23 protein-coding genes, 1 other RNA gene and 1 pseudogene are annotated in these 24,539 nt (G+C 33.6%); 14 read left to right on the top strand and 11 right to left on the bottom strand.

What is annotated here, in order from left to right; translation table 11 throughout:
• The first annotated feature begins 1 nt into the window (after nt 1).
• Complete coding sequence (locus ACJJVN_RS02110) at nt 2–628, top strand: carbonic anhydrase family protein (RefSeq protein ID WP_104516391.1); 627 nt, start codon at nt 2–4, stop codon at nt 626–628.
• 61 nt (nt 629–689) lie between these two features.
• Here the strand turns inward: ACJJVN_RS02110 and ACJJVN_RS02105 are convergent, their stop codons facing one another.
• On the bottom strand, nt 690–1,448 hold the full coding sequence (locus ACJJVN_RS02105; RefSeq protein ID WP_405370949.1) for a patatin-like phospholipase family protein: 759 nt from the start codon (nt 1,446–1,448) through the stop codon (nt 690–692).
• Between the two features lie 15 nt (nt 1,449–1,463).
• A complete protein-coding gene (locus tag ACJJVN_RS02100) occupies nt 1,464–1,724 on the bottom strand; it encodes a uroporphyrinogen decarboxylase (RefSeq protein ID WP_405370951.1) in 261 nt (86 codons plus the stop codon).
• A 153-nt stretch (nt 1,725–1,877) separates the two neighbouring features.
• Here ACJJVN_RS02100 and ACJJVN_RS02095 point away from each other — a divergent pair, with 153 nt between their 5' ends.
• Nucleotides 1,878–2,450, top strand: a complete 573-nt coding sequence (locus ACJJVN_RS02095; RefSeq protein WP_104516396.1) for a CopD family protein — start codon at nt 1,878–1,880, stop codon at nt 2,448–2,450.
• A 136-nt stretch (nt 2,451–2,586) separates the two neighbouring features.
• Here ACJJVN_RS02095 and ACJJVN_RS02090 read toward each other — a convergent pair whose 3' ends face one another.
• The 4 genes from ACJJVN_RS02090 to ACJJVN_RS02075 form a co-directional block, all read right to left on the bottom strand.
• Nucleotides 2,587–3,627, bottom strand: coding sequence for a flavin monoamine oxidase family protein (locus ACJJVN_RS02090; protein WP_405376995.1), 1,041 nt, complete (start codon nt 3,625–3,627; stop codon nt 2,587–2,589).
• A gap of 188 nt (nt 3,628–3,815) precedes the next feature.
• Nucleotides 3,816–4,943, bottom strand: coding sequence for a mechanosensitive ion channel family protein (locus tag ACJJVN_RS02085; RefSeq protein ID WP_405376994.1), 1,128 nt, complete (start codon nt 4,941–4,943; stop codon nt 3,816–3,818).
• A gap of 41 nt (nt 4,944–4,984) precedes the next feature.
• Nucleotides 4,985–5,470, bottom strand: coding sequence for a GbsR/MarR family transcriptional regulator (locus ACJJVN_RS02080; protein WP_405370959.1), 486 nt, complete (start codon nt 5,468–5,470; stop codon nt 4,985–4,987).
• Nucleotides 5,471–5,648: 178 nt separating this feature from the next.
• Nucleotides 5,649–6,812: an MFS transporter gene (locus tag ACJJVN_RS02075; RefSeq protein WP_405376993.1), complete on the bottom strand. Its 1,164-nt coding sequence runs from the start codon at nt 6,810–6,812 to the stop codon at nt 5,649–5,651.
• Between the two features lie 314 nt (nt 6,813–7,126).
• Here ACJJVN_RS02075 and ACJJVN_RS02070 point away from each other — a divergent pair, with 314 nt between their 5' ends.
• The 6 genes and pseudogenes from ACJJVN_RS02070 (at nt 7,127) to ACJJVN_RS02045 (ending at nt 12,636) form a co-directional block, all read left to right on the top strand.
• Complete coding sequence (locus tag ACJJVN_RS02070; protein ID WP_405376992.1) at nt 7,127–7,987, top strand: SdiA-regulated domain-containing protein; 861 nt, start codon at nt 7,127–7,129, stop codon at nt 7,985–7,987.
• A gap of 426 nt (nt 7,988–8,413) precedes the next feature.
• Nucleotides 8,414–8,656, top strand: a pseudogene (locus ACJJVN_RS02065) (restriction endonuclease subunit R); the annotation flags it as partial.
• A gap of 161 nt (nt 8,657–8,817) precedes the next feature.
• On the top strand, nt 8,818–10,326 hold the full coding sequence (locus tag ACJJVN_RS02060) for an AAA family ATPase (protein ID WP_405376991.1): 1,509 nt from the start codon (nt 8,818–8,820) through the stop codon (nt 10,324–10,326).
• A gap of 6 nt (nt 10,327–10,332) precedes the next feature.
• Nucleotides 10,333–11,178: a hypothetical protein gene (locus ACJJVN_RS02055; protein ID WP_405376990.1), complete on the top strand. Its 846-nt coding sequence runs from the start codon at nt 10,333–10,335 to the stop codon at nt 11,176–11,178.
• Nucleotides 11,179–11,192: 14 nt separating this feature from the next.
• Nucleotides 11,193–11,333 (top strand): hypothetical protein, encoded by a 141-nt coding sequence (locus ACJJVN_RS02050; protein ID WP_405376989.1) that lies wholly within the window; start codon nt 11,193–11,195, stop codon nt 11,331–11,333.
• Nucleotides 11,334–11,592: 259 nt separating this feature from the next.
• Nucleotides 11,593–12,636 (top strand): hypothetical protein, encoded by a 1,044-nt coding sequence (locus tag ACJJVN_RS02045; protein WP_405376988.1) that lies wholly within the window; start codon nt 11,593–11,595, stop codon nt 12,634–12,636.
• Between the two features lie 92 nt (nt 12,637–12,728).
• On the opposite strand, the gene ACJJVN_RS02040 is transcribed toward ACJJVN_RS02045, so the two are convergent.
• Nucleotides 12,729–13,685: a sigma 54-interacting transcriptional regulator gene (locus tag ACJJVN_RS02040; protein WP_405376987.1), complete on the bottom strand. Its 957-nt coding sequence runs from the start codon at nt 13,683–13,685 to the stop codon at nt 12,729–12,731.
• A 103-nt stretch (nt 13,686–13,788) separates the two neighbouring features.
• Here ACJJVN_RS02040 and ACJJVN_RS02035 point away from each other — a divergent pair, with 103 nt between their 5' ends.
• From ACJJVN_RS02035 to ACJJVN_RS02010, 6 genes are all read left to right on the top strand, one after another.
• Entirely contained in the window at nt 13,789–13,932 is a 144-nt protein-coding gene (locus ACJJVN_RS02035; protein ID WP_405376986.1) for a hypothetical protein, read from the top strand.
• A 59-nt stretch (nt 13,933–13,991) separates the two neighbouring features.
• Nucleotides 13,992–14,285 carry a hypothetical protein gene (locus tag ACJJVN_RS02030; protein WP_405376985.1) on the top strand — a complete coding sequence of 98 codons (294 nt, stop codon included), beginning with the start codon at nt 13,992–13,994 and terminating at the stop codon, nt 14,283–14,285.
• 63 nt (nt 14,286–14,348) lie between these two features.
• Nucleotides 14,349–16,652: a glycosyltransferase gene (locus tag ACJJVN_RS02025; protein ID WP_405376984.1), complete on the top strand. Its 2,304-nt coding sequence runs from the start codon at nt 14,349–14,351 to the stop codon at nt 16,650–16,652.
• The gene (locus tag ACJJVN_RS02020) at nt 16,649–18,076 is read left to right on the top strand and encodes a tyrosine-protein phosphatase (RefSeq protein ID WP_405376983.1); all 1,428 of its coding nucleotides are present in this window, start codon (nt 16,649–16,651) and stop codon (nt 18,074–18,076) included. The genes ACJJVN_RS02025 and ACJJVN_RS02020 overlap by 4 nt, the downstream gene beginning before the upstream one ends.
• Nucleotides 18,069–19,037, top strand: coding sequence for a methyltransferase (locus ACJJVN_RS02015; RefSeq protein WP_405376982.1), 969 nt, complete (start codon nt 18,069–18,071; stop codon nt 19,035–19,037). Before ACJJVN_RS02020 ends, ACJJVN_RS02015 begins: the two co-directional genes overlap by 8 nt.
• A complete protein-coding gene (locus ACJJVN_RS02010; protein ID WP_405376981.1) occupies nt 19,034–19,711 on the top strand; it encodes a methyltransferase in 678 nt (225 codons plus the stop codon). The genes ACJJVN_RS02015 and ACJJVN_RS02010 overlap by 4 nt, the downstream gene beginning before the upstream one ends.
• A gap of 270 nt (nt 19,712–19,981) precedes the next feature.
• On the opposite strand, the gene ACJJVN_RS02005 is transcribed toward ACJJVN_RS02010, so the two are convergent.
• The 4 genes from ACJJVN_RS02005 to ssrA form a co-directional block, all read right to left on the bottom strand.
• Nucleotides 19,982–20,803, bottom strand: a complete 822-nt coding sequence (locus ACJJVN_RS02005) for an MORN repeat-containing protein (protein WP_405376980.1) — start codon at nt 20,801–20,803, stop codon at nt 19,982–19,984.
• Between the two features lie 11 nt (nt 20,804–20,814).
• Nucleotides 20,815–21,627 (bottom strand): DUF2490 domain-containing protein, encoded by an 813-nt coding sequence (locus ACJJVN_RS02000; RefSeq protein WP_405370981.1) that lies wholly within the window; start codon nt 21,625–21,627, stop codon nt 20,815–20,817.
• A gap of 17 nt (nt 21,628–21,644) precedes the next feature.
• On the bottom strand, nt 21,645–23,555 hold the full coding sequence (locus ACJJVN_RS01995) for a hypothetical protein (protein ID WP_405376979.1): 1,911 nt from the start codon (nt 23,553–23,555) through the stop codon (nt 21,645–21,647).
• A 539-nt stretch (nt 23,556–24,094) separates the two neighbouring features.
• Nucleotides 24,095–24,494, bottom strand: a transfer-messenger RNA (tmRNA) gene (ssrA, locus tag ACJJVN_RS01990).
• Nucleotides 24,495–24,539: the final 45 nt, after the last annotated feature.

Here is a 24,539-nt window from a genome sequence, read left to right as displayed (position 1 = left end):
GATGAAAGCACATACTAAAGAATCTCAATCTACCATGACACCAGAAAAAGCAGTCCAGTTTTTATCTGAAGGAAACGAGAGATTTCAAAATAATTTAAAAGCAAATCGCAACCTATTACAACAAGTTAACGATACTAGTGAGGGACAATTTCCTTTTGCTACCATATTAAGCTGCATTGATTCTAGAGTGTCTGCAGAGCTTGTTTTTGATCAAGGTCTAGGTGATATTTTTAGTGTACGTATCGCAGGTAACTTTGTAAATGAGGATATTCTAGGAAGCATGGAATTTGCCTCAAAACTAGCTGGTACTAAATTAATAGTCGTTCTAGGACATACAAGTTGTGGTGCGATAAAAGGAGCCTGTGACCATGCGAGACTAGGTAATCTTACTAAGTTAATACAGAAGATAGAACCTGCAGTAGACGCAGTAAAAGAACCTCAAGAAGAAGAAAAACGTAATTCTAAAAATCTAGAATTTGTGGATGCCGTTTCTGCAAAGAACGTAGAACTGACCATCGATAGAATACGTAAAGAAAGTCCTGTTCTTAAAGAGATGGAAGATGATGGTGATATAAAAATAGTAGGAGCAATGTACAATGTTGCAACAGGAGCAGTAGATTTTTTATAAATAGCACTTTACTTTGTTGATATTTAAAAGCGTTTTTTACATGTTGTAAAAGACGCTTTTTTTATCTATCAAAAATATCTGTTTTTTCCAGTTCTAGAGAGGCTGTTTCATAACCTATCTCAAATATTTCTCGCAAGGCTTTAAAATTAAATAAACCATAATTATATAGTTTATCTGGTTCTATAAGAAGATCACATTGTGTAAATTTTATTTTGTCTTGATGGTATTGATTAATCGCATAGGCTCTACTAGCCACATCATAAGAGTGTTTTAATTTACGACTCTTTAGGTCTACCTTATTTACATAACTTCCTATTTTAAGATCACAATCGTCTAATAAATCGATGGGAAAGTTATTGATAACGCCGCCATCTACATAGAGATTACCATCTATTTCTATAGGTGTAAAAATACCAGGAAAAGCAGCACTGGCTAGAATTGCGGCATATATTTCTCCTTCTTTAAACACTTTAAGTTTACCTGTATTGAGGTCTGTAGCCGTAACAGATAATGGCGTTTTTAGACATTTAAAACTGTTCTCTGGAATGTAATGAGATAAACTCTCTATAAATACAGAAGAGTTGATAAAACCAGCCTGTCTAAAAGCAAATTTTCTAGGGTGAAAAAGATTAGACTGCTCAAAGAAATTGAATATATCATCTACATCTATTCCCATAGCATACAGCGCACCCACCAGCGCACCAGCACTTGTACCAGTTATTTGATGGACAGTAATATCATTCTCTTGCAGTGCTTTTATAACACCAGCATGAGCAATACCTCTAACACCACCTCCAGAAAGTGCAATACCTATTTTCATTTATTTTACTCTTTTTTACTCTTTTACTTCTTTTATTTCGTCGTTCTTCTTAATAAATAAATAATATCCATTCACCACTAAAATACCTAGATTAGTAATGATGATGGGAATGTTAACGGTGTCAAATAAGAAACCATAAAGTATAAATATCGCACAACCTAATGAATTCACAATACGCAATGTATTGATGTTTTTCATAAAAAAGGATATTAATACGACTACACTCGCTGCATATCCTACTAAATCTAATGTTTCTGTACCGAAGGTAAAATCCATAATTCAAATTTGAACTGCAAAATTACCGTTATTAAACCTAATTAAGTTATTCAATTATAATTTATAATAGAGATAAGAATAAAGTACTGCCACTATTATAGATGCAGTATTCTACCCTTTATGACTTAAATTTGCAACTAGATAAGGAAGGTTATGGACTTTTTAAATGAGATATTAGAATTCAGATTTTATAACTATGTAAAATCATTACATCTCATTTTTGTAGTGACGTGGTTTGCAGGCTTGTTTTATATTCCTAGACTTTTTGTGTATCAAATTGAAGCACATGCAAAGCCAGAACCAGATAAAAGCATACTTCTTAAACAATTGAAAATAATGACCAGTAGGTTGTGGTTTATTATCACCTGGCCTAGTGCTGTTCTAACCGTTTTTTTTGCTGTCTGGTTATTAATTTTGAGACCAGGATTACTAGAGTACAGCTGGATGCATATTAAGTTAGGTTTTGTTTTACTACTATTTATTTACCACATAAAAACTCATTTTATTCAAAAAGAACTGCAAACGGATATTGTTAAATGGACTTCTAACGGTATGCGCATTTACAATGAGGGAGCAACTTTAATTTTATTTTCAGTAGTGTTTTTAGTCATTGTTCAAAGTGCTATCAATTGGATTTATGGTCTGGTTGGCCTTTTAGTTTTTGCAGTCATTTTAATGCTCTTATTTAAATTATATAAAAGAATAAGAGAGAAGAATAATAGTTAGGGTTTGTTGTTATTCCGCTTTCGCGAAAGCGAGATAAAAACCATCTATCTCTATATTATTTAAGTAATACCTACAAGTGTTCTAGCACTTATACAATAAAAGGAGCTGAGGTATGGATACGTTTGCTAGTTGCTTTTTAAGAAACAGCAACTTTATTTGCAGCATGAATCCCAGAATAAATAGCGCCATCCATATAGCCACCATTTAGAGGAGAGGTTTCTGTACCAGAAAATATCAGTTTACCATCGAAGTATTCTTCTTGATAAATAGGGTTGCCATAACCTGGATTTAATCCATCATTTTTAAGAGTTCTAGAAGATGTGTGGAGATCTATAGACCAGTCCTTTTCTACGTATTCTAGATAATCATACACTTCTGGACCTAAGTACGTCGCAATGTGTTTCAAGATAATAGCTTTTCTATCTGCCGGCTGGAGATCTCTTAATCCTTCATTAACAAAGCCCATTAAAGAATAAATTCCAGTTGATGGATCACAATGATCATAAAGCTCTGTCATGGGACCTATCTGTCCTATGAGCATGCCAGATAAATCTCGTTCTCTCCAGAATGGTTTTTTAAAAGTTATTCCCGCTTTAATGGCATGACTCATCCAGGTGTGCGTTGCGTTCATAGCAGTTTGTAGACGTTCAGGTAATTGCGGTTTAAAATCTATATGAGATACAATGCGCGGCGGTATAGTTACTACAACTTTGTTTGCGGTAAAATTTTCATTTGCCGTGTGCACCTCAAGAAAGTTGTCCTTTTCTATAACTTTATGGACTGTGGTGTTGGTCTTAATACAGTCTTTTATCGAGCTGGATAAAGCTTCTATCATAGAAGTACTACCACCTACTATACGTTGAGAAGCAGGAGCATTAGAATCACTTTTAAAATAATGAGCTGGTGCCATGGCGTTATAAACCAGTATACTGTTACCATCTACATACTGATTAAAAGCTGGTATTTTTAAAAGTTGGAGTACATCTTTTACATGAGTGTGATGACCTTGAAACCAAGTGGCTCCTAGGTCTATGCCTTTTTGGGTGAGAATTCTACCACCTATGCGTTCACGAGATTCTAGAATAAGAACATCATTCTCGCCTAGTCTTTTTAATTGAAAAGCAGTGGTAAGACCAGATAGTCCAGCACCTATAATAATATACTTGTAATGTTTCATGAATCAGTTATTCATTAAATGCTATCGTGAGCAATGACAGTTCTAGTGGATCATACATTGCAGTTACATTTACGTAAAAGTTGTTATCTAGTAAAGGGTTAGTATACGGCATTGCGGTAGCCTAATAAACAATTTGTTATTTTCAATGTTTTGTAGCGTACACAAAAGCTTTAAAAAGTAAGAAAGACTTATTTTTTATCCTTAGTTATAGGCACATTGTTATCTTTAATTTTTAACTCACTGTCACTTAATATAACCGTACGAGTAGGGTAGGCTAGATCAATACCAGCCGCGTCAAATTTTTCTTTGATCGTTTCATTTACATCACATCTCAAGTCAAAGGAGTCTTGAAAATTGCGGCACCAGGTCCAGGCTCTTATAGTTAAGGTAGAGTCATTAATTTTAGTCATGGCAGTTCTTACCATAGGGACACCATCCATGATTTGAGCTTGTGTGCGGTTATCAATGCTCAATCGGTGGTTTTCACACACCTCGCTCATAATAGTTTTGGCAACTTGTACATCACTATCATAAGAAATTCCCATCTCTACATGTTCACAACATTTATGCTCTCCTAGATCGTAATTAATCAGCTTTTCTTTATTAATTATCGCATTAGGAATAACGATCATCTTGTTTTCAAAATTGCGTATTACGGTATGTCTCAAAGTAATATCTGTAACCGTACCTACCATGGTGTCGGTAACGCGTATAATATCACCTATTTTAAAAGGCTTAAAAGAGATTATAAAAATACCACCTATAAGATTAGAGAGTGCTTCTTGTGATGCAATACCAGCGACTAGTGCTAGAATACCAGCACCACCTAATGCGGTTTGTGCGACGCCTCTTAAAGAAGGAAAGGCTAGTAAACCAAAAAGAGTACCAGTAAAGTAAATTATAATAACGACTAGATACCTAAAGAATTTATAACTGGTAGGGTCTTCATTTGCTCTTATTTTCTTTTTTATAGTACCTAGAAACCACATGTTAATAGTCGCCGCGATAACTATAGTAATGACAGATAAAAACCCTAGATAAAGAGCCAGTTTAAAATTGGCCACCATAGCGTCATTATCCTCTTTATCCACAAAAACAAAACCTATAGAGATAGCACCTAAAACGATCCATAACGCATTAAGTATGACTCTCACTAGCTTAATAGAGGTAGCTTTCTCACCAGGAAAACGTTCTTTTTCTTTTTTTAATAACCAGCGGTATAAAAATCTAGTTATAAAATGTAATAGAACAACCGTACCTATAACAGACAGTATCCAGATAATTTGGGACTTATACGTGGTTATAAACTCTTCCATAATTTATGTAGTATCGCTAGATGTCTGTTTAAAACTTGATTCTATTTTTCATTTTCTAGAAAGCGAGTCATTTTATCGGCTGTTTTTTTAACTAATTGCAGCTTTTCTTTAAGGTAATCTTGATAGATGATTCCTAGAGACTCTTCATTGTTAAATTTTTCTGGATGGTAGGTTTCATTAAAGGCATTTACCTCGCCTACTATTTTAATTTCCTTTTCTATCGCTGTATGATATGCATTTAGTGATATAATAGAAGAGTATCTGGCCAGTTTAAAGTATCGTTTTCTATCACCAGGTTTAGTCTGGTAAGTAATGTAGTTTAACTGTGTTAATACATTGATGTTTACAGATATAGAGCTTTTGCTAGCTTTGATGATTGTTCTTATCTCTTCAAAGGTTAGACCGTCATAAGAGCATAATATAAGTAATGCATATATGCGCGAGGCTAGAGGTGATAAGTTCAATAAATCTTGAATTCCTATTCCTAATTCCTCAATCAGTAATTGTTGTTCAGTTTGCTCTGACATTAAAATCGTTTTATTCTAAAAAAAAGCTAATATACATCTAGTTCGGCAAGTAGCGAACTCTATCCTTAAGAACTATCGTTATTTAGGTTCTTAAAGTAGGTGGTTGTTCCGCTTTCGCGAAAGCGGATCCATAATCCATCTCTTTTACGATCCAATGACTTAATAATAGAGCAATTTCTTAAAATGCCTTTTTCCTGAACATAAGATGCACCACAATAATACTAATGGATAGCGCGATACCCAAAGTAGAAACACCAGTCCATTTATAATGTTCCCAGGAATAGGCGCCTAGAGTGGTACCTAACGCGCCGCCTATAAAAAAGCTCACCATGTAAATGGTGTTGACTCTATTTCTAGCGTCAGGATTTTTAGAAAAAATGATATTTTGATTGGTAATATGCAAGGCTTGTACACCTAGATCTACCAGTACTACACCTATCATAATACCTAGTATAGAATAGCTAGAAAAATAGAAAATAATCCAGGAAACTACCAGACTAAGAGCGGCATACATGATTATTTTATTCTTGCTCATGCGGTCATTTAATTTGCCTACCACTGCAGCAGTAAGCGCACCTAGAATACCTATTAAACCAAAGGCGCCCGTAACGGCACTACCATAACCAAAGTTGACCTCCATAAGAAAAACTAATGTCGTCCAGAAGGCGCTTAAACCTGCAAAAGCCAGTCCACCGCGCAATGCTGCCAGTCTTACAGTAGGTTCTGTCCTGAAGTAATAACCTATGGATTTAAGTAAACTACCGTAGCTGCCTTTATAAACTGGTGTTATTTTAGGTAGTTTATAATGCAAGATTAAAAACAATGCAGCCATGAGTACAGTGGCGGCATAGTACATGACTCTCCATCCGTATTGATCTCCTACCAGACCACTTATGACGCGACTACCTAAAATACCTATCAGTAAACCACTCATTACTATTCCTATGGCGCGGCCTCGGTTAGTATCGTCAGAGAGTTGTGCTGCCATGGGTACAAACAGTTGAGGTATCGCACTAGAAAAACCTATAAAAAAACTACTTATAATTAATAGAACAAGTGTGTTAGAAACAGAAGCTGCTATTAAGGAAAGAATCATTAAAGCAAAATCAAATTTTAAAATTTGCTTGTTAGAAATCTTATCACCTAGAGGAATGATAAAAAATAAACCAGCGGCATATCCTAATTGTGTCGCTAGCGCTACATTACTTATTGCAGCCTCACTTACCTGTAATTCTACAGACATTTTGTGCAGCAAAGGCTGGTTGTAATAAAGATTTGCAACTACTAGACCGGCAGATGTACTCATTAAGTACAATAAGGAATTGCTCAATTTCTTTTCCATAAAATAATTAGAAAGCTGTTGCGGTTTTAAATAACGTAGATCGCTATTTTTTTATAACAGTTGCAAAGATCTATCTAGACCATCAAATAACTGCTAGAAGAACTGTTATAAAAAAGAAAAAGTGGTAAGAAAAAAGAAGACCTTAAGAACTTTCTTTTGTTCAAACCACTAATTTTAAGAGTAACTTATAGATTATAAACATAAAATCCCCTAATTTCAAATTTAAAGTACTGTTAAGTTACCGCACAAATATAATATTAGTTCGTAAATTTATGAACTAAAAAAGTTAAAAAATTATTTAAAAATCAAAGATCATGAGTCAGATTAAGAAATACGTCATCGGTTTTTTTGCTGTTTTAGCCGTTATGATTAGCATGATCTCTTGTAAAATGGCAGTAGAGCGTCCAGAAAACTCAGATAAAAAAGAGTATACCGTTAATCGATTGTGGGAGTTACCTACCTCTCTAGAAGAGATAAGTGGTATAGCATGGTTGCCTAATAATAAGCTGGCATGTATAGAAGATGAAGATGGTATCATTTTTATTTATGACCTCAAGACAGAAAAAATCGAGGAGCAAATCAAATTTGGTACTCCAGGAGATTATGAGGGTATAGCAGTAGACAAAGAAGACGCTTATATTTTGAGAAGTGACGGCGTTATTTTTCAAGTAGCTCAGTACCGTAGTGATGCCATCGAGACCAGCCATTTTAAAACCCTTTTTACCATCAAGAATAACATGGAGAGTCTTACCATGGACAGTAAAAACAATCGTTTAATCACTATTACCAAAGACCGCGATCCATACAGTGACGACTATAAAGGACTGTATCAAATACCGTTGGACACTAAAGAAATGGACGCGAATCCCATTTTAAAAATAAGCATGAAGGACGACGCGTTAAAAGAGTATCAAAAGAAGAAAGCTTATAAAAGTTTTAATCCCTCTGACGTGGCGATACATCCCATTACCAGAGATTATTATGTGCTAGAAGGTAAAACACCTAGACTTATTATAATGGATAAAACAGGTGCGATAAAGAATTTCTATAAGCTAGATAAAAAGAATTTTCCACAACCAGAAGGCATCACGTTTGCTCCAGACGGCACTTTATATATCTCTACAGAAGGTAAGGGCAACCACGGCGCAATACTAGAAGTGACACTCGATAAATAGAGTTGTTAATTTTTTACGGAATTTCTATTTTTTGTTTAAAATCACCTAAATCATAATTAAATAGATAATTTGAAAGCTTCTTTATTAAGAAATACATAGTTGATAAAGTGCGGCATCACGTTGTGCTGAAATAATAAAACTGCCACATTACGGTTTCCCTCAATAAAATGGTAACCAGATAGATTAATTTTAAATTCTTTAAAGAACAAGAGTTTAAAACCATGGTATATTTTCGGTCACTTGACATCCTTAAAACAGCTCCTGCAAGCATGCGTTTTATAGATCTATGGAAAAGGAATTATACTATAAATTCTTATCTTCACATACCCCTAAAACACACTTATCCCTATAACGCTGGATAAGTGTGTTTTAGGGTTTTTAATTTTAAGTGTTTCGCTTTCGCGAAAGCGGTAACAACCACCAGCTATGAACAAAAAGAATCTATCGGAAAGAGATATTTGCACTAAATTTATTAATCCAGCAATTCAAAAGGCAGGATGGAATATGCGCACGCAAGTAAGAGAAGAGGTTTCTTTTACGGATGGTCGAATTATTGTGCAAGGTAATTTGCATACTCGTGGTAAAAGCAAACGAGCTGATTATATACTTTATTACAAATCAAACATTCCTATTGCGATTATTAAAGCAAAAGACAACAAGAAAGCCATTGTAGAAAAAGTAAATGCTTTAATGGGTTTATGTGATGCGTTAGAGCAAGAAGTACAACAAAACCAGCAACATAGCGAGATGATGATGCAGAGTGTTTTGAAGGAGGTTTTTGAGGATGGAAAAGAGGTTGGTAAAATATAATTTTAATACCTAAATATATAATGAAAGTTAATCTATACAAAAGCCAGAGTTCTTATAACATCAATGAATTTTATTTATTTAAAGATAATTGGGATGATTGGCATTATAAGACAACTTTTGATTTGGAATTTTACAATGAGAATAGAGAGTTTAAAAATATAGGTACAGTTAAAATTGCTAATAAACAATTATCAGAAGGGTCCACAATTGTTCCTGATAGTTTCGAGAGATTAGATGAAGATTTTTTTTCATTAGGACTTGATAAAATTTACTATGAAAACTTAAGTAATTTAGGCGAAACAGTTAGAGATTTTATACTAACAGCTTTAAATGACATTGCTTTAAATGAAGATATTTTTAATGAAGTAATAAGCGAAAATGTTACTACAACTTCTCTTTTAAGAGGTGTTGCGATAGAAGATGTTATTGGTGAATTTAGAAGTTTAGCAAATGGCGATGCTATTCTCTCTGAATACATGTTTCAATATAATTTCCCCAATACAAAAGCGAGTATTCCTTCAAGACCTCCAATTACTTTTGATGTAGTACCAAAAAGTTTACCTACAACAAACATTCATGTTTTGATAGGTAGTAATGGAGTAGGTAAAACCTATCATTTAAATAATATGATAGATGCTTTACTTAATAATTCTAAATCAAATTCTAAATATGGATATTTTACATCTGTAACAGAGTCAGATGAAATATTTGCCAATTTAGTTTCTGTTTCATTTAGTGCGTTTGACGATAGAGATCCACCGGAGGAAAGAAATGACAAGTCAGAAAGTATAAATTACTCATACATAGGGTTAAAGCGATTAAGTTCTGAGAAAAATACAGCGCCTAAAAGCACAACAATTTTAAAAAATGAATTTATTAGAAGTATAGAATCTATTTTAAAAGGTGCAAAATGGAGACGTTTAAAGTCGGCACTTTCAATTTTATCATCAGATCCTGTTTTTAGTCAATCTAATTTTATTGAAGTAATTGAGAATTACGATTTGTTGAAAATAGAGTCTAATATAAACAAGGAAATAGGAGATCTATTTAGAGCTTTAAGTTCAGGCCATAAAATAGTGTTGTTAACAATAGTGAGGCTTATTGATACAATTGAAGAGAGAAGTTTGGTTTTATTAGATGAGCCAGAAACGCATTTGCATCCACCTTTATTATCTGCTTTTATGAAAGCGCTGTCAAATTTACTTAGGCAAAGAAATGCTATGGCTATAATAGCTACTCATTCTCCAGTTGTTTTGCAAGAAGTCCCTAAAAGTTGTGTTTGGAAATTTAGTAGGTCAGGAACCTATTCAAAAGCAGAACGATTATCTCTTGAATCTTACGGAGAAAATTTAGGCGCATTAACAAGAGAAGTATTTGGGTTTGAAGTAACTGATTCAGGTTTTCATAAGTTGGTATCTGATGTTGTAAATGACAGCTATACTTACTTGGAAGTTTACGAAAAGTTTAATGGAGAGTTGGGTTTGGAGGCACAATCTATTATTCGTGCTTTATTAAATACAAAAAACTAATAATTTATGCGAAGACTTAATTTACCAGTTGAAGACGCCACAGATGTATTTGATATATGTATAAGTAAGGTCCAAAATCTTGGCTTAAAAGAGAGACTACAAAATTGTAAGCCATTAATAGTAAATGCTGAAACTGACTATAAAACTAAAGCTCCAAATATTGAGCTTAATACAATTGCTACTCATGATTCAATTAATGGAAATGTTACTAAAGATGAAATGAAAAAAGTTTATACAGATAGGATGGTTGGAGCTACAGCTCCTGGTCGTTATATCTATGATAAATGGAGAGCTTCAGCTCCTAATAATATTTGCCCTTTGTGCGCTCAAAGAACAACAGACACTTTAGATCACCATTTGCCAAAAGGTCATTACCCTATTTATTCCGTGGTACCAATCAACATATTTCCAGCTTGTAGCTCTTGCAATAAAATTAAATTAGATGCAATATCTGATTCTCCAGAAACAGATCATATTCATCCATATTTTGATAATGTAGAAGATGAATTATGGTTAAAAGCTGAAGTTATTGAGTTAAAACCTGCTTCCTTAAGATTTTATACTGTGGAACCTGATAGTTGGGACGACATTAAATACGCAAGGATTGAAAATCATTTTAGATTATTTGGATTAGAAAAATTATACGCATCACACAGTGGTGAAGAATTGGCAATGAATTATTTTCGAATAAATAAATTGTTTGCCTCAGGAGGAGCTCAATCTGTTAAAAATTTTCTCGAAGATAGTTGGATAAGTATGAAAAATGCTAATATTAATTCCTGGCAAACTGCTACTTATGAAGCATTATTTAATTCTAATTGGTATCAAGAAGGTGGTTTTAAAACAGAATAAATAGAGAAAAAAATATGACCAGACCACAAACCATACAAATATTTTTACCTGACGGTTCTCCTACAAGCATACGAGAATCAGAGTTGACCAATAGATTAGTCAAAGCCATTTTGTTTCCTAGAAATAAGATGCAAGAAGTGGCAAAGAAATATTAGAACAAGCAGAGAATTTTAAAAGGAATAGATAGGAATAGAATTATGAGTGACTTTTACACAGGAGATAAATTAAATGATCTCATAGAAGATGGTTTTCTAAGAGCGAAAAAGGAAATCATTATTGTATCAGCACTTTGATTGAGATAAAAGCAATAACAGAATTAGAAATTTAAAAGCTCCTCGCTTATCATGCCATTTAAAACAGCCTGGCCATGATCATATGATGAATCTTGGTAGCTATATATAACCGAATTAAAATATGAGTTCAGATTTACCACAAATAATTCAGAGTAATAGAATCAATTCTAATCTTAAAAATCCTATTTCAAATTTTACTGTTGAAGAATTAAATGTTCTTTATAAAGCGTTTGACGTTGATTCCAACAATAATGATTGCCTTAGAAAAGTTGATGATAAAATATCTAAACTAACATTATCTGTTGGTGGTTTTTTACAAGAAGGTATAAAATACAGTGAACTAATCGATTACTTAGCAACAAAAAAGGGAATTAACTTAAAAGAAAGTTTTAAAGCCAAGAGAGAGAAAGAGCTTTTTTTAAAATTATTCCAACAAGGTTATGAGAGGAAAACAGATCAAGAAAAGAAAGAATTTCAACAGCAATTAATTAAGAAAGGAATGTCACCTGCTGAAGCAAGTTCAGTAGCTTCTTTATCGACTATTGCAGTTGCTCAACTTTCAGGCTTTGGTGTATATATGCTAGCTAGTTCTACAGTTAGTGCAGTAGCTGGTTTTTTTGGGGCAACTCTTTCATTTGGATTTTATACAGCGATGTCTTCAGTGATAAGTTATGCTATAGGTCCAGTCGGAATTATTCTTGCGAGTATTCCATTATATAAAACTTTTAAAAATGTTAAATCTTTAGAGGAAGCATGGGGCAAGGTTAAAAATATAGGGTCTGGATTCAAAAATATTATTACTGGTAACACAGAAAATGCTCTTAGAATCTTTGAGTACATCGCTGCTGTAAGATTGATGAAGTTTGGTGAATATGAGCTTCAAAAAATAGAAGTAATTAATAGAATTAAAGAAACTGAGAAAAATCAGACTATCCAAATATCTCTTGTTAATGAAAAAATGCGATTAATTACCGAGAAAAATAGAGAATTAGATGTTCAGAAGAGAATAGTAAATCAGTTGGAGCGAGAAAAGGAGGTTTGTGTCAATGCATATGAAATAGAAAAAAACAAAGAGTTTTCTCATAGAGAAGAAATAAAATCTTCTCAACTCGAGATTATAGATCTAGAAAAATCAATGATTAGTTTGGCTAATCAGATAGTTTAAAGCCTTCAAAATAAAATGTTAGATAATATTAATATAACTATATTTAGGATAGCGGCGTTAATTTTTGGCTTTGAGCGAAATCGAAGGTCATACTACTCTATTTTCTTTCCACGACCATTGGCCCATCGTTCCATTGTTCTATAGCTTATCCCTGCTTTTTGAGCACCTTGTTTTAATGATCCGTATTTTTCTTTTATAAATCTAGTATAGACTTCTTTGAAATTATCTAAGTTGTCGTTCCAGGTTATGTCTTCTGAGATTTCAAATTCTCTTTTCAAATTGTCATTATGTTCTGGAAATCTATAAAAATCATTGAAATCAGACTTGACTAACTCTAATATATGCTCTTCTTCAATACCATCTTGAAGTCTGTAATTATGCCAATTTATCGCTAATTTATCAAGGTCTCTAAAGTTTCCATGAAGAATAATGCTTCCATTTTCTAACCACTCCTTTAATTCTATTCCTGGTAGGTGATTGTGTTCTTCAAAGGACATTTTACTCCAGGTTTTTTTAAAATCTTTCCATGTATTTCTATCTCCTTGATGATAAGAGGGAAATTTCACTGCAAACTGACAGATACGATCAAAAAATTTATGAGTTAAGTAGGCTTGGCTATCTCTTAATGAGGAAATGCTTTTTGTAGAAGTAAATGCAATTCTTATATCGTATATCTTTTCATTAAACCCAAATTTCCCACCTTCTCCTGTAGAGATACCTTCAAATAAAGTGGCTTGACCTTCCTTGTTTAATTCTTCAATATCAGTAAGAACTAGCAAACCATTGTTGGACTTTTTAAATGTGCTTTCCCAATCTGTTATAGTGAAGTGATTAGATTTTAATGCATTAATGAAAGTAATGCTCTCTAAGTTTCTAGAATAAGCTTCATGATGTTTTTGCAATTGCGTCAACCAGTGCGCTTTTCCCGTTCCTCTAAGTCCTATAACTAAAATTGAAAACCGTCCAGGATTAGTCAAGTAAGAATTCAATTTTTTAATAGCCTTCTTTCTTCGGCTATTTTCTTCTCTTAATAAACTATCAATATTCATAGAATGTATTTATTTGCGTAAATTAATGTATTAATTGCGTGTTTAAAATGAAACGACTCATTTTATTGTTATTTGTCACATAATTAATAAAACAATAAATATTATGAGTAAACAAAAACCAATGTCAAAAGCAGCAGTAGCTAGAATTAAAAGAAGCACTGTAAAAACATCAAGTTCAGGAAGTGTACCAAAAGGAAGTTTTGCAGCTAGAGCAGAACGTGCAGTGGCTAGAAATATTGATAAGTAATTATTAGTTGAATCTCGCCTTTTTCTTAAAGGCGAGATTCAAAATTAAAACTTCACGACATGAAAAATATCTTGAATTATAAACTGACTAAACATTTTAAAGAGAGATTATCACAGCGACAAATAGATCCATTTTTGATTTCTATGTGCCTTGTAAAAGGAGATAAAAAATCTAAAGAAAAATCTAAAGTAGAATATACACTTTCCAAAGAAATGATGATACAAGCGATAGAACAAGGTTATTTACTTACTAAAGATTGTATTTGTATGACTAGTTTAACGGTAGTAACAAGAGCAAATATTTTAATAACCGTTTTTGTAAGATGCGGAGATACTGGAATTAGTGAGCATTAAAACTTGATTTTCATTTCAAATCATACTTAAAAAATACTATTTTAATCATTTTAAAAACATTGCATGCACATCTTAAAAATAATTCATGGCTATCCTCCTAACTACAATGCAGGTTCTGAAGTTTATAGCCAGTCCATTTGTAACGAACTGTCTAGGAATAATAAAGTGTCCGTCTTTACCAGAGAGGAGAATCCTTATGCAACAGATTTGGAAATAAGACACGAGCTAGTAAGTGCTAATTTGAACATTTACTATATAAATAACCCCAACGGAAAAGATGGCTATAGACATCAAACCATTGATGATAATTTCAAAAACCTTGTAGCGAAATTACAACCAGATATTGCCCACATAGGACATTTAAATCATTTATCTACAGGTATAGTTGATAAATTGAATGAACTAGAAATACCGATAGTTTTTACACTTCATGACTTTTGGTTGATGTGTCCTCGTGGTCAGTTTTTAACGCGCAGTATAGGCTTGGAAAATAACAACCAGCTTTGTTCAGGTCAACAGGATCAAAAATGTGCAAAGAGTTGTTACGAGGTTTACTTTAGTGGTAAAAAAGAAGAGCGACAACAAGATGTCGATTCCTGGAGTGACTGGGTTTCTAGGAGAATGAAAGAAACAAAATCTATAGTTGATAAAGTAAACCTGTTTATTGCACCATCTAAATATCTTGAAAATAGATTTGTATCAGAATTTGATATACCACAAGAAAAAATCACCTATTTAGATTACGGTTTTCCTACTCACTATTTAACTCAAACTGAAAAAGCAGTTACTAAAAAGCTTTTCACTTTTGGCTATATAGGTACTCATATTCCTGCTAAAGGAATTAACCAGCTAATAGAAGCGTTTAGTAAAGTTAAGGAGCCGGCAGTCTTAAAGATTTATGGACGTGAGAACGGACAAAGTACTGCTGCTTTAAAAATGATGGCAGCGAGAAGTGAAAATAAAGTAGAATTTATGGGAGAATACGTCAACCATAATCTGGCTAATGACGTTTTTGCACACGTAGACTGCATCGTTGTTCCATCTATATGGGGAGAGAATTCACCTCTTGTTATTCATGAGGCGCAGGCTTGTAAAATTCCTGTTATTACAGCCGATTATGGTGGAATGAAGGAATACGTGAAACATCAGGTTAACGGATTACTTTTTAAGCATAGAGATATAGATGCTCTGGCAGCACAATTAAATCACGCAGTTACTCATCCTGATCAAATGAAGATTTTAGGAGAGCGAGGTTATCTGTATTCAGACAGTGGGAATGTTCCAGATATTAAAGAACATTGTGATCAATTAATGAATATATACAACCGCTTTACTATTCCGAAAAACTTCTGGAGAGTAACCATTGATACTAATCCAGAGGATTGTAATTTAAAGTGCATCATGTGTGAAGAACACAGCCCTTATAGCAATTTTATTGAAAACTTATATAAAGAAACTGGTGTAAAACGTAGACGCATGGATTTTGCAACTGTTGAGCAAATCTTTGAACAAGCAGCATCATTAGGAGTTGGAGAGATAATTCCATCTACTATGGGGGAACCGCTACTGTATAAACAATTTGACCAGATATTTGATCTAGCGAAGCAGCACAACATTAAGATTAACTTAACTACAAATGGAACTTTCCCTAAAAAGAGCGTCTTAGAATGGGCAAAATTAATCGTGCCACATACGTCAGATATTAAAATCAGTTGGAATGGTGCAACTGCTGAGACTAGTGCAAAGATTATGTTAGGTCTCGCTTTCGCGAAAGCGGTGGAAAATGTAAAAGAATTTATAGCTTATAGAGACTCATACTTCAATGAAACTGGGGTGTTTTGTAGAGTAACACTTCAACTCACTTTCATGCAAAATAACATGCATGAGCTAGCAGATATTGTAAAACTAGCAGCATCCTTAGGAGTGGATCGAGTTAAAGGGCACCAATTATGGGACCATTTTGACGAGATTAAGTCACTTTCTATGAGAGCAACTGCAGAAAGTGTGGCAAAATGGAATACATACGTTAAGGAAGCTCATAGTGCCGCAGATACGTATAGAAAACCAAATGGAGAGAAGGTATTATTAGAAAATGTTATTCCCATAGAAGATAGTGAAATCACAGAAGTGCCCATAGATTATGAATGCCCATTCTTAACGCAAGAGTTATGGATATCTGCAACAGGAAAAATATCGCCTTGTTGTGCACCAGATAATTTAAGGCAATCGTTGGGAGATTTTGGTAATATTAAAGATTACTCTATTGAGGAGGTTTTAAATAGTGAGCGCTACTTAGATCTAGTTGCTAATTATAAAACAAAAGAAGTATGTAAAACTTGTGTAATGAGAAAACCAATGGCAATATGAGACATATTAAAACCATAGAAACCTTGAGAACTTTTCTAACTAAGGTTGAAGATATAGATGCAGCACTACTATATGGATCTTATGCCAGAAAGGATTTTAGTGGAAATTCAGATTTAGATGTCAAACTAATCGTAGATAAAACTTTTGATTCGAGAAGTTTTATTTCTCTATTACAGAATGAATTTAAGGGACGCTTTGTAAGTATAAAACATATAGAATTAAGAAATAAAATTGTTATTTATTTCAATGACGCACCAAAGTTAGAGTTCGGAATATGTTATGACACTGAATCTATAAAAAGAGATTTTTTAGGATCTGAAATAACGATTATTGAAGATATTATTTTATTTGAAAGGAACCCTAAAACAACTAAAATAGAAGCCTATTTAAAACACCTCATAACCTTAAAAAGAAATATAGAAATAGATAAACATACAATAAACGACCTCATTGATAAGTTTGTTTATGAATTTGAAAGTTGTTCTTCAAAACATGGTCGTAGTGATGGCTATCAATTTTATTACTTCTATAATATCGCTTTTCACCTAGCGGTTCAACTTCATTATCTAGCTAAAGGGAAAAAGGAATATTACTTCTTACCTAAAAACTTCATGACTGCTGAATTATCGTCAGCAGAGCAAGCTAATTTTAGAGAATTGAGCGGGACCGTTTTTTTACCAGAGGCTAACAAACGGAAAAGAGCGTTACTAGACTTTTTTTACAATTCTGTAGAGCGTCTTGTTTCAAATGATAAGTATAAAGAGTTAAATGAATTTTGTGAGTGGATTTATAAAAGAGATTTTTTCTGGAATTTTAGAGATTCTAATTTATATAATCCTAAGATTAAAAAAAGTTTGATTTATAGAACATCTACATTATCGTTGTTTCAAAATACGTTACAGTTGGATGATTTATTAAAAGAGCATAACATTAAAACTATCATTGATTTAAGAGCTGATAGAGAGATAGAACAAATCCCATATTCCCAAGATCTTATAAAAAATGTAGAATATGTAAAAGCTCAATTCGATCCTTGGGATCAACCAGAATGGTTTAAAGAAAAGCATAATGAAGGCTCTAATCACGAGATTGCTTATCGGTTTTTTGCAATGGGATGTAAAGACTCTGTAAAGAAAGTGTTTGAAACTATTTTAGGTCATGAGGAAGGTGCAATTGCGATTCATTGCCATGCAGGAAAAGATCGCACAGGCATACTGTTTTCAATGTTACATTTATTACTAGAATCATCAGAAGATAATTTAACCGCAGATTATCTAGCTAGTGAAATGGATGTCTCCATGGATAAATTGAATATTGCTATAGATATCATTGAGAACCAAGGAGGGATTTCTGATTACTTGAAGTCTTGTGGGTTAACTATAGATCAAATTTCTAACCTAAAAGGCAAATTACGAAATGACTAACAAGGAGTTTTTAAAATCATTTTTTACGGAGCATTGGAAATACATGACCGTGAGTGCAGCTTGTAAACTAAATCTATTTGACTCTTTAGACTTTATAGGAAAGTCATCTGTTCAAATATCAGAACTTTTAAATGTACCCAAGCAGAATTTAGATTTACTTCTAAATGGTCTAGTAAGTATCAATTTTTTGCTCAAGGTTGATGACAGGTATACCTTGAGTGAATTGTCAGAATTACTTATTGGCAAGCATCCAGAGACTATGAAATATGCTTGTCTCAATTGGTCTGGAGATCATTTAAAAGCTTGGATGGATTTAGATAAGTCAATTAAGACTGGCAAAAGCTTTTTTCAGAATAATTATGGAGTAAATTTTTTCAAATATATAAACGAGGATAACGAAAAATTAGATCATTATCATAATGCTATGTTTGCTTACGCGAAAGACGATTACCAAAACATTACTGATAAAATCGACTTTAGCCATCATAAAAGTATAATGGACGTTGGAGCAGGTTATGGAGCAGCGATATCGCAAATTAAAGATAGTTTTCCTTCACTAGATTGTTATTTATTTGACCTTCCATCAGTAATTGATAATTGTGATATTGACAACGACATAATACTCAAACCAGGTAATTTCTTTGATGAGATACCAAAAGTTTCTGAGGCAATTATTCTTTCGAGAATTTTACACGATTGGAATGATGAAAAAGCACATCAAATACTAGAGAATACTTATGACGCTTTACCAAAAAGTGGATACCTGTATATTATCGAAAACTGCTCAGATAAAATAGCAGCTGATCTTTCACTTTTATCACTAAATATGCTAGCAATGTGCGAAAGCTTTGAAAGAACATCTTATGAATACATAGCAATGGCTAACAAGTCAGGTTTCATTTTTCAAAAAGCAACAGCCTTAAATGATTTACAAACCATATTAACATTTACTAGGCAATGAATTGGAAAGATATAGAGTTAAATGAAGATCAAACAGGTTATTCTTTTAACGGGCAAACTTTATTTGAAAAACAGTTTTTAAACGCACTCAACTTTCATAAAGAAGGTTTAGCCGCGGTAAAGGATGCTTCTGGAGCTTATCATATTGATATGAATGGTGATTCCATTTATACGCAACGTTACACTAGAACTTTCGGTTATTATTATGAAAAAGCTGCTGTTTTATTAAAAGGAAAGGCTTTTCATATAGACATGAAAGGAAATCGCATTTATAAGGAAGAATATCTGTGGACAGGGAACTATCAACAGGAAATCTGCACTGTAAAAGACGGTTCACAAAATTATTATCATATCAATTCAAAAGGAGAAAGGCTGTATAATGATAATTATAAATATGCTGGAGATTTCAGAGAAAATATAGCTTGTGTACAGCTTTATAACAACCTTTTCACTCACATTTATAAAGATGGCTCAAGAGTACATAACAAACTTTTTAAGGATCTAAACGTATATCATAAAGGGCATGCTTGTGCGAAAGATAATTTGGGCTGGTGTCATATCGACTTAAAAGGTAAACCTATATACAGAGAAAGGTATTTATTATTAGAGCCGTTTTACAACGGTGTAGCTCTCGCTACTGACTTGTCTGGTGAAAAGGTTCTCGTGTCAGAATAATTGAAAATAAACGCTTCTAATTAAACAATAATTAAAAAACGCTGCTATCATCAAGATAGCGGCGTTAATTTTTGGTTTTCAACTAAAGAGTTTGAATTTTTTCAATAAAGTATGTAGTTAAAATTTTAGCATTTTAAAAAGGAATCTTTTTTGTGATGATTTTCTAACTTTTGACTGTTTGTGAAATTTTAGGAATGTTAGTGTTCATCTTGCTTTCGCGAAAGCGAAATTTTAAAACAATTATTTACAGACTAGAGAAGTATGAAAAAATCAATCTTCCTCAACCAGCTTGTCATCTTTCCATATGCCGCTGGTGACTACTTTTTCATTTACATCATAAAAAGTACCGCGACCATTGCGCTGGTCGTCTTTCCAGTTGCCTTCATACTTTTCTCCATTAGTCCAGTAATATGTTCCTAGACCGCTACGTTGATCGTTAACATAACTGCCTTCATAATGTTCTCCATCGATCCAATAAAAGATTCCTTGTCCGTGGCGCATGTTATTCATCCAGTCACCTTCATAACGGCTACCAGAATCTAATATGGCAATTCCCTGTCCGTTTGCTTTTTTGTTTTTTACCTGACCTACGTAATGGAGTCGGTTGCCTTTTTTACTTTTAAAGGTTAGGTATTCTCCAAAGGCTTTCTGACGCAACTGGCCTTTTATACTTTTAAGCTGCAATTGTGCTTTTTCTAATGCATAAGAAAGTGAGTCGTACTGCATGATTTCTGGCGTGGAAATCCTACTTTTCTCATCGTTTGATGAAGTTGTGCTTTGCACGTTAACAGCCTTCTTGTTTTGATCTTCTTGAAGTTGTAATAATGCTGTAGAAGCAGTTTTTCTAAGTTCTAGATCTGTACTAGTAGTGTTCTCCATGCTGCTATACATGTGTAGAGCTTCACGATAATTACCTACAGCCAATAGAGAATCTGCAATTTCTAGTTCTAGCTGGTTGTCAGTTACGGTTGGTATATGTGCGGTGGTTTCTTTTTCATTCAGTGCACTCTGCAAATCATTTGATCGCATCATGTAATAAATGGCGAAGGCAATGGATACAAGTACTAATAGGTAAGGCAAAAATCTCTTCATCTTCATAGTTTTTAGTCTCTGAAATGGATTTCAGGCAGTTTGTTTTTTCTTTTACGTAAATCTGGAGAAAAGTAAATGTGCATACGTGCGGTATAATTTTGATTATATATACCTCCATCTTCTAGAGTTTGTCCAAAGGAATACATAAATCCGGCTGCTACAGTGAGCCTAGGGTTTATGATGTAACCTATTGTGGCGTTGAGACGTAGATCTTCTAGCGGGCTACCTATGACTGTTTTACCACTTTGTAAGATCAATTCTGACTCTGGTGCGATGTACAGTGTTTTTGATTGCAACTTAGGTGTATTGAGCGGTATTTTGAGACGGAACATGTAGCGCCATCTATTTCTAAAGATAAAATCATCATCTTCTCCAAATCCCTTTGTCCACCTGTGTTCTACACGCAGTCTATGATAAGCCATAGAAGTCCATAATGGAACTGCAAATTGATATTGATGCCAGATACGGTATTCTGGGATCATATTAGGACCGCTACCATCTTCACTGGTATTAAAATTAAGCCTTAATACACCACCGAGTGCAAAGTTTGCTTTCTCATTATAGATGTAACCTATGGCATGTCGATTATAAATTTGCCCAAGTTGTCCTACAAATGGAGTGTCCTTAGTCTCTTCAAACCTAAAGTGCGTTTGAGCAACCCAAAAAAGTCTTTTGGATATTCTCATGTTGCCATAGGTGTTTACCCAATATTTAGTTTTAGGCTCTTTAAACTTAGATTCTGTCGGTTCAATTTGTTCTTCTTGCGCTTTCGCGAAAGCGAAACATAGCAACAAGATCACGACCATTATGTTTTTTGTGTGCATATATAGAGTACTTTTCATTATGGTTGTTGCTGTATAAGTCCAAAAAGCTGTAGTAGGCTAGTAGGGTCTTTAGTTCGTTTTATTTTTCTCTCTAGTCGTTCGGTATCTTCTTCTCTTAACAGAGTTAAACGAGCGTCGAGTTCCTTAAAGGTATTATCTATCATTGTGATGTCCTCGCAGGACATGTCTTTCTTTACTATTGAAATTAAATAGGGAGATATTTCTTTAAAATAAGCTTTGGTGATTTTTTTCTTTACGTCTTCATCCATTATAGTGGCGGTAAATGGATTCCATACTTGATCTTGATAGAGCTTTTTAATCTTTTTGTGCTCTTGATCTAGCTGTGATAGCGTATGTGTAAGCTCTATAGCATTTTTATAGCAGGTGATTAATTCTTCAGATCTTCTTATCTTCTGTTCACTTTCTGACATGACAGAATAGGCGGTTAAGGTCTGGTCTATAAATTCATTAACTGATTCTAGTGCTTTTCTGACGTTCTTAGAATGGTCCTTTTTTTGTACCGAATCTACCGCATTTTTCACCAGATTTGCTTGTTCAATAAGTCCTTTTTCCTGGTGGATGTATTTGTCTTCTTTGTTAGTTTTTAAAACCTGACCGTCCAGTTTTTGCTGTAGGATGCGCAATGTTTCTAGTAATCGATCACTCAAATCAGTCACCTCGGTAAGGTCATATTTTTCTAATTTAAGATGAGGTAGTTCAGGGTCTCCCATAACCATGGTAGAAGCTAGAGATTGCTCATCGTTAAATAGTCCTTTTATTAAAACAGGTCTTTGAATATGTTTAGTGATGCTTTCATTATGGTAAACCATTAGTTTTTCTATAGGGTTTACATACTGTTCTTGTAAATGACCTACATATTCGTATTGGTTTTTAATAACGGAATCCCTTAATTTTAGTAAGTTGACCTGAGTGTCTGATAATAGGAAGTCTATTATTTCTTTAGACTGTTTATAGTTAGTGTTGATTTTTGAAAATTGTTGTTCTTCCTGCTCAGCGATAGGATATTCTGGGACATTAACAGAAATGTTAGTCAGCAAAATATTAAGGTCTAAATTTTTAAATATATCTTCTATATGGTGGTAGTGTCGTGCATTAGTTTTTAATAGCTTACTAAGACCAGCGTCCAGTTGGAGTCCACTGTTTTTGTCCATTAAGCTCAACTTTAATACTTCTATATAATGTTGGTCTAGATAAATACTTTTCTCGGCAACTTTGATATTTGCAGGTATGGATAGTTTATTTTCTACACTATCGCGATACTGTGTAATTTCTTGCAGTGTGCCTTTGTCAAATTTCCAATTTTCTAATTCGTCTATACCATCTTTGGTAAATAAAGACCAGGAGTCATGTGCATCACCATTTCTTAATAACCTACCGATCATGTAACTATCTGTATTCTCTATACGGAAAGATTGTTGTGGAATACCGTCCTTAAAAGAAACTTTACTTTTAAAAAGAGAAGTGGTTTTTGCAGAGTTTTTAAGACTGTCTATTTCTATAAACCAATCTCCTGTGGGAATTCCGTTTTTAAAAGAACCTGTAATGTGTCGTTGCACACCGTTAACCTGAACCACATATTGATAATCTACGAACTTTTTTTCTGCTTGAAGCGAATAGTTGCCAAACTTAAATTCCCACTTTCCATCTGGCAAACCCTCTTTAAAGGACCCACTAATCATAAAGGGATTGGTGTCCAACTCTGTTCCCTGTTTGCTATTAAACAAAAATGGACCTGTTTTAATGGAGTCACCATTTTTCAGGAAGTAATTATAATAGGCATTTCCTTTATAAGATGCAATTTTTAAATTACCGTCATACCTTTTTATTTCCTGACCAAAACAAGTAGAAACACCTATTAAGGATAACAGTAAGAATGACAGGGTAAAGTTTAGGAGTTTGGCTTTCATATCGGCTGTTTTAATTTATATTAAAGCGTAAAACTTTGATAATAAATTACTTGGTTGTTTTTTGAGAAAGGCAAATATATATATTGATACAGCACCGTTTGTGTTTAAAACTAGCTTAATGACCACTTTTAATGAATCTTTAACAGCTGTTACAAAAGTTATCATAAAATGGGGTTTTAAATAAATAAGTTGCGTATTTATCTAAATGTCTCTAGATGCATGCACGTTTTTAGCTTGAATCCAATGGGTTAGTGTTTATAGAAATAGGGTATAATGTACTGAAAGTAAAATAGTAGTGAAGAGAATTTTTAAGACGAATAATTTACTGGTGCGTCCTGAATATTATTGTAAGAGAAGATAGAAGTTCAATATCTCTATACATATGCACCAAGTGTAGCAAAGGTGCTCAAAAAAGAATATTTTGTTTATACAAAAACTTAATAGTGTTACTTTAAAACATCTTACCGTACAATAATCGTACATTTTAAAGCGTAAAAAAAACCTTAACTAGATAATAATTAACTAATTAAGGTTTATTAAAGTGGAGTCGGAGAGAATCGAACTCTCGTCCAAACGAGCGAATTCATCGCTTTCTACATGTTTAGTTCTTAATTAATTTCAGTCGTAAAGCCGGTCAAGAACTACCAATTTTACGCTTGTCTTCAATTGAGTTTCTTCTCACCATCAAAGCCCTGATGAGAATAGATTTACTTTTACGAAATCTCAAAATCAGTCGCCGTAAATCAAGGCTCCCGAGAGATTTCCTGCTTGTCTACCTAGTAGACCGAGGCACTATCCTACTGTAATTCGGATTATGCAGCTAGGGCGTAGTTATTCTCGCCGTTTAAAAAAGTTTGAAAAATGAGATTTAAGAGCTGTTTCCCAGCGCTCTACATGCTTACAATCAAGTCGGTCTCGCTGTCAAAACCAGTCGACCCCATTTTTTTTTCATTCTCATTAATGATAAAAAGAAAATGAATCACC

This window comes from Nonlabens sp. Asnod3-A02 (genome assembly GCF_045063755.1).
GTDB lineage: Bacteria > Bacteroidota > Bacteroidia > Flavobacteriales > Flavobacteriaceae > Nonlabens > Nonlabens xylanidelens.
Note: the sequence above shows the minus strand (reverse complement) of the source record. Positions and strands in the feature narration are given on the sequence as shown.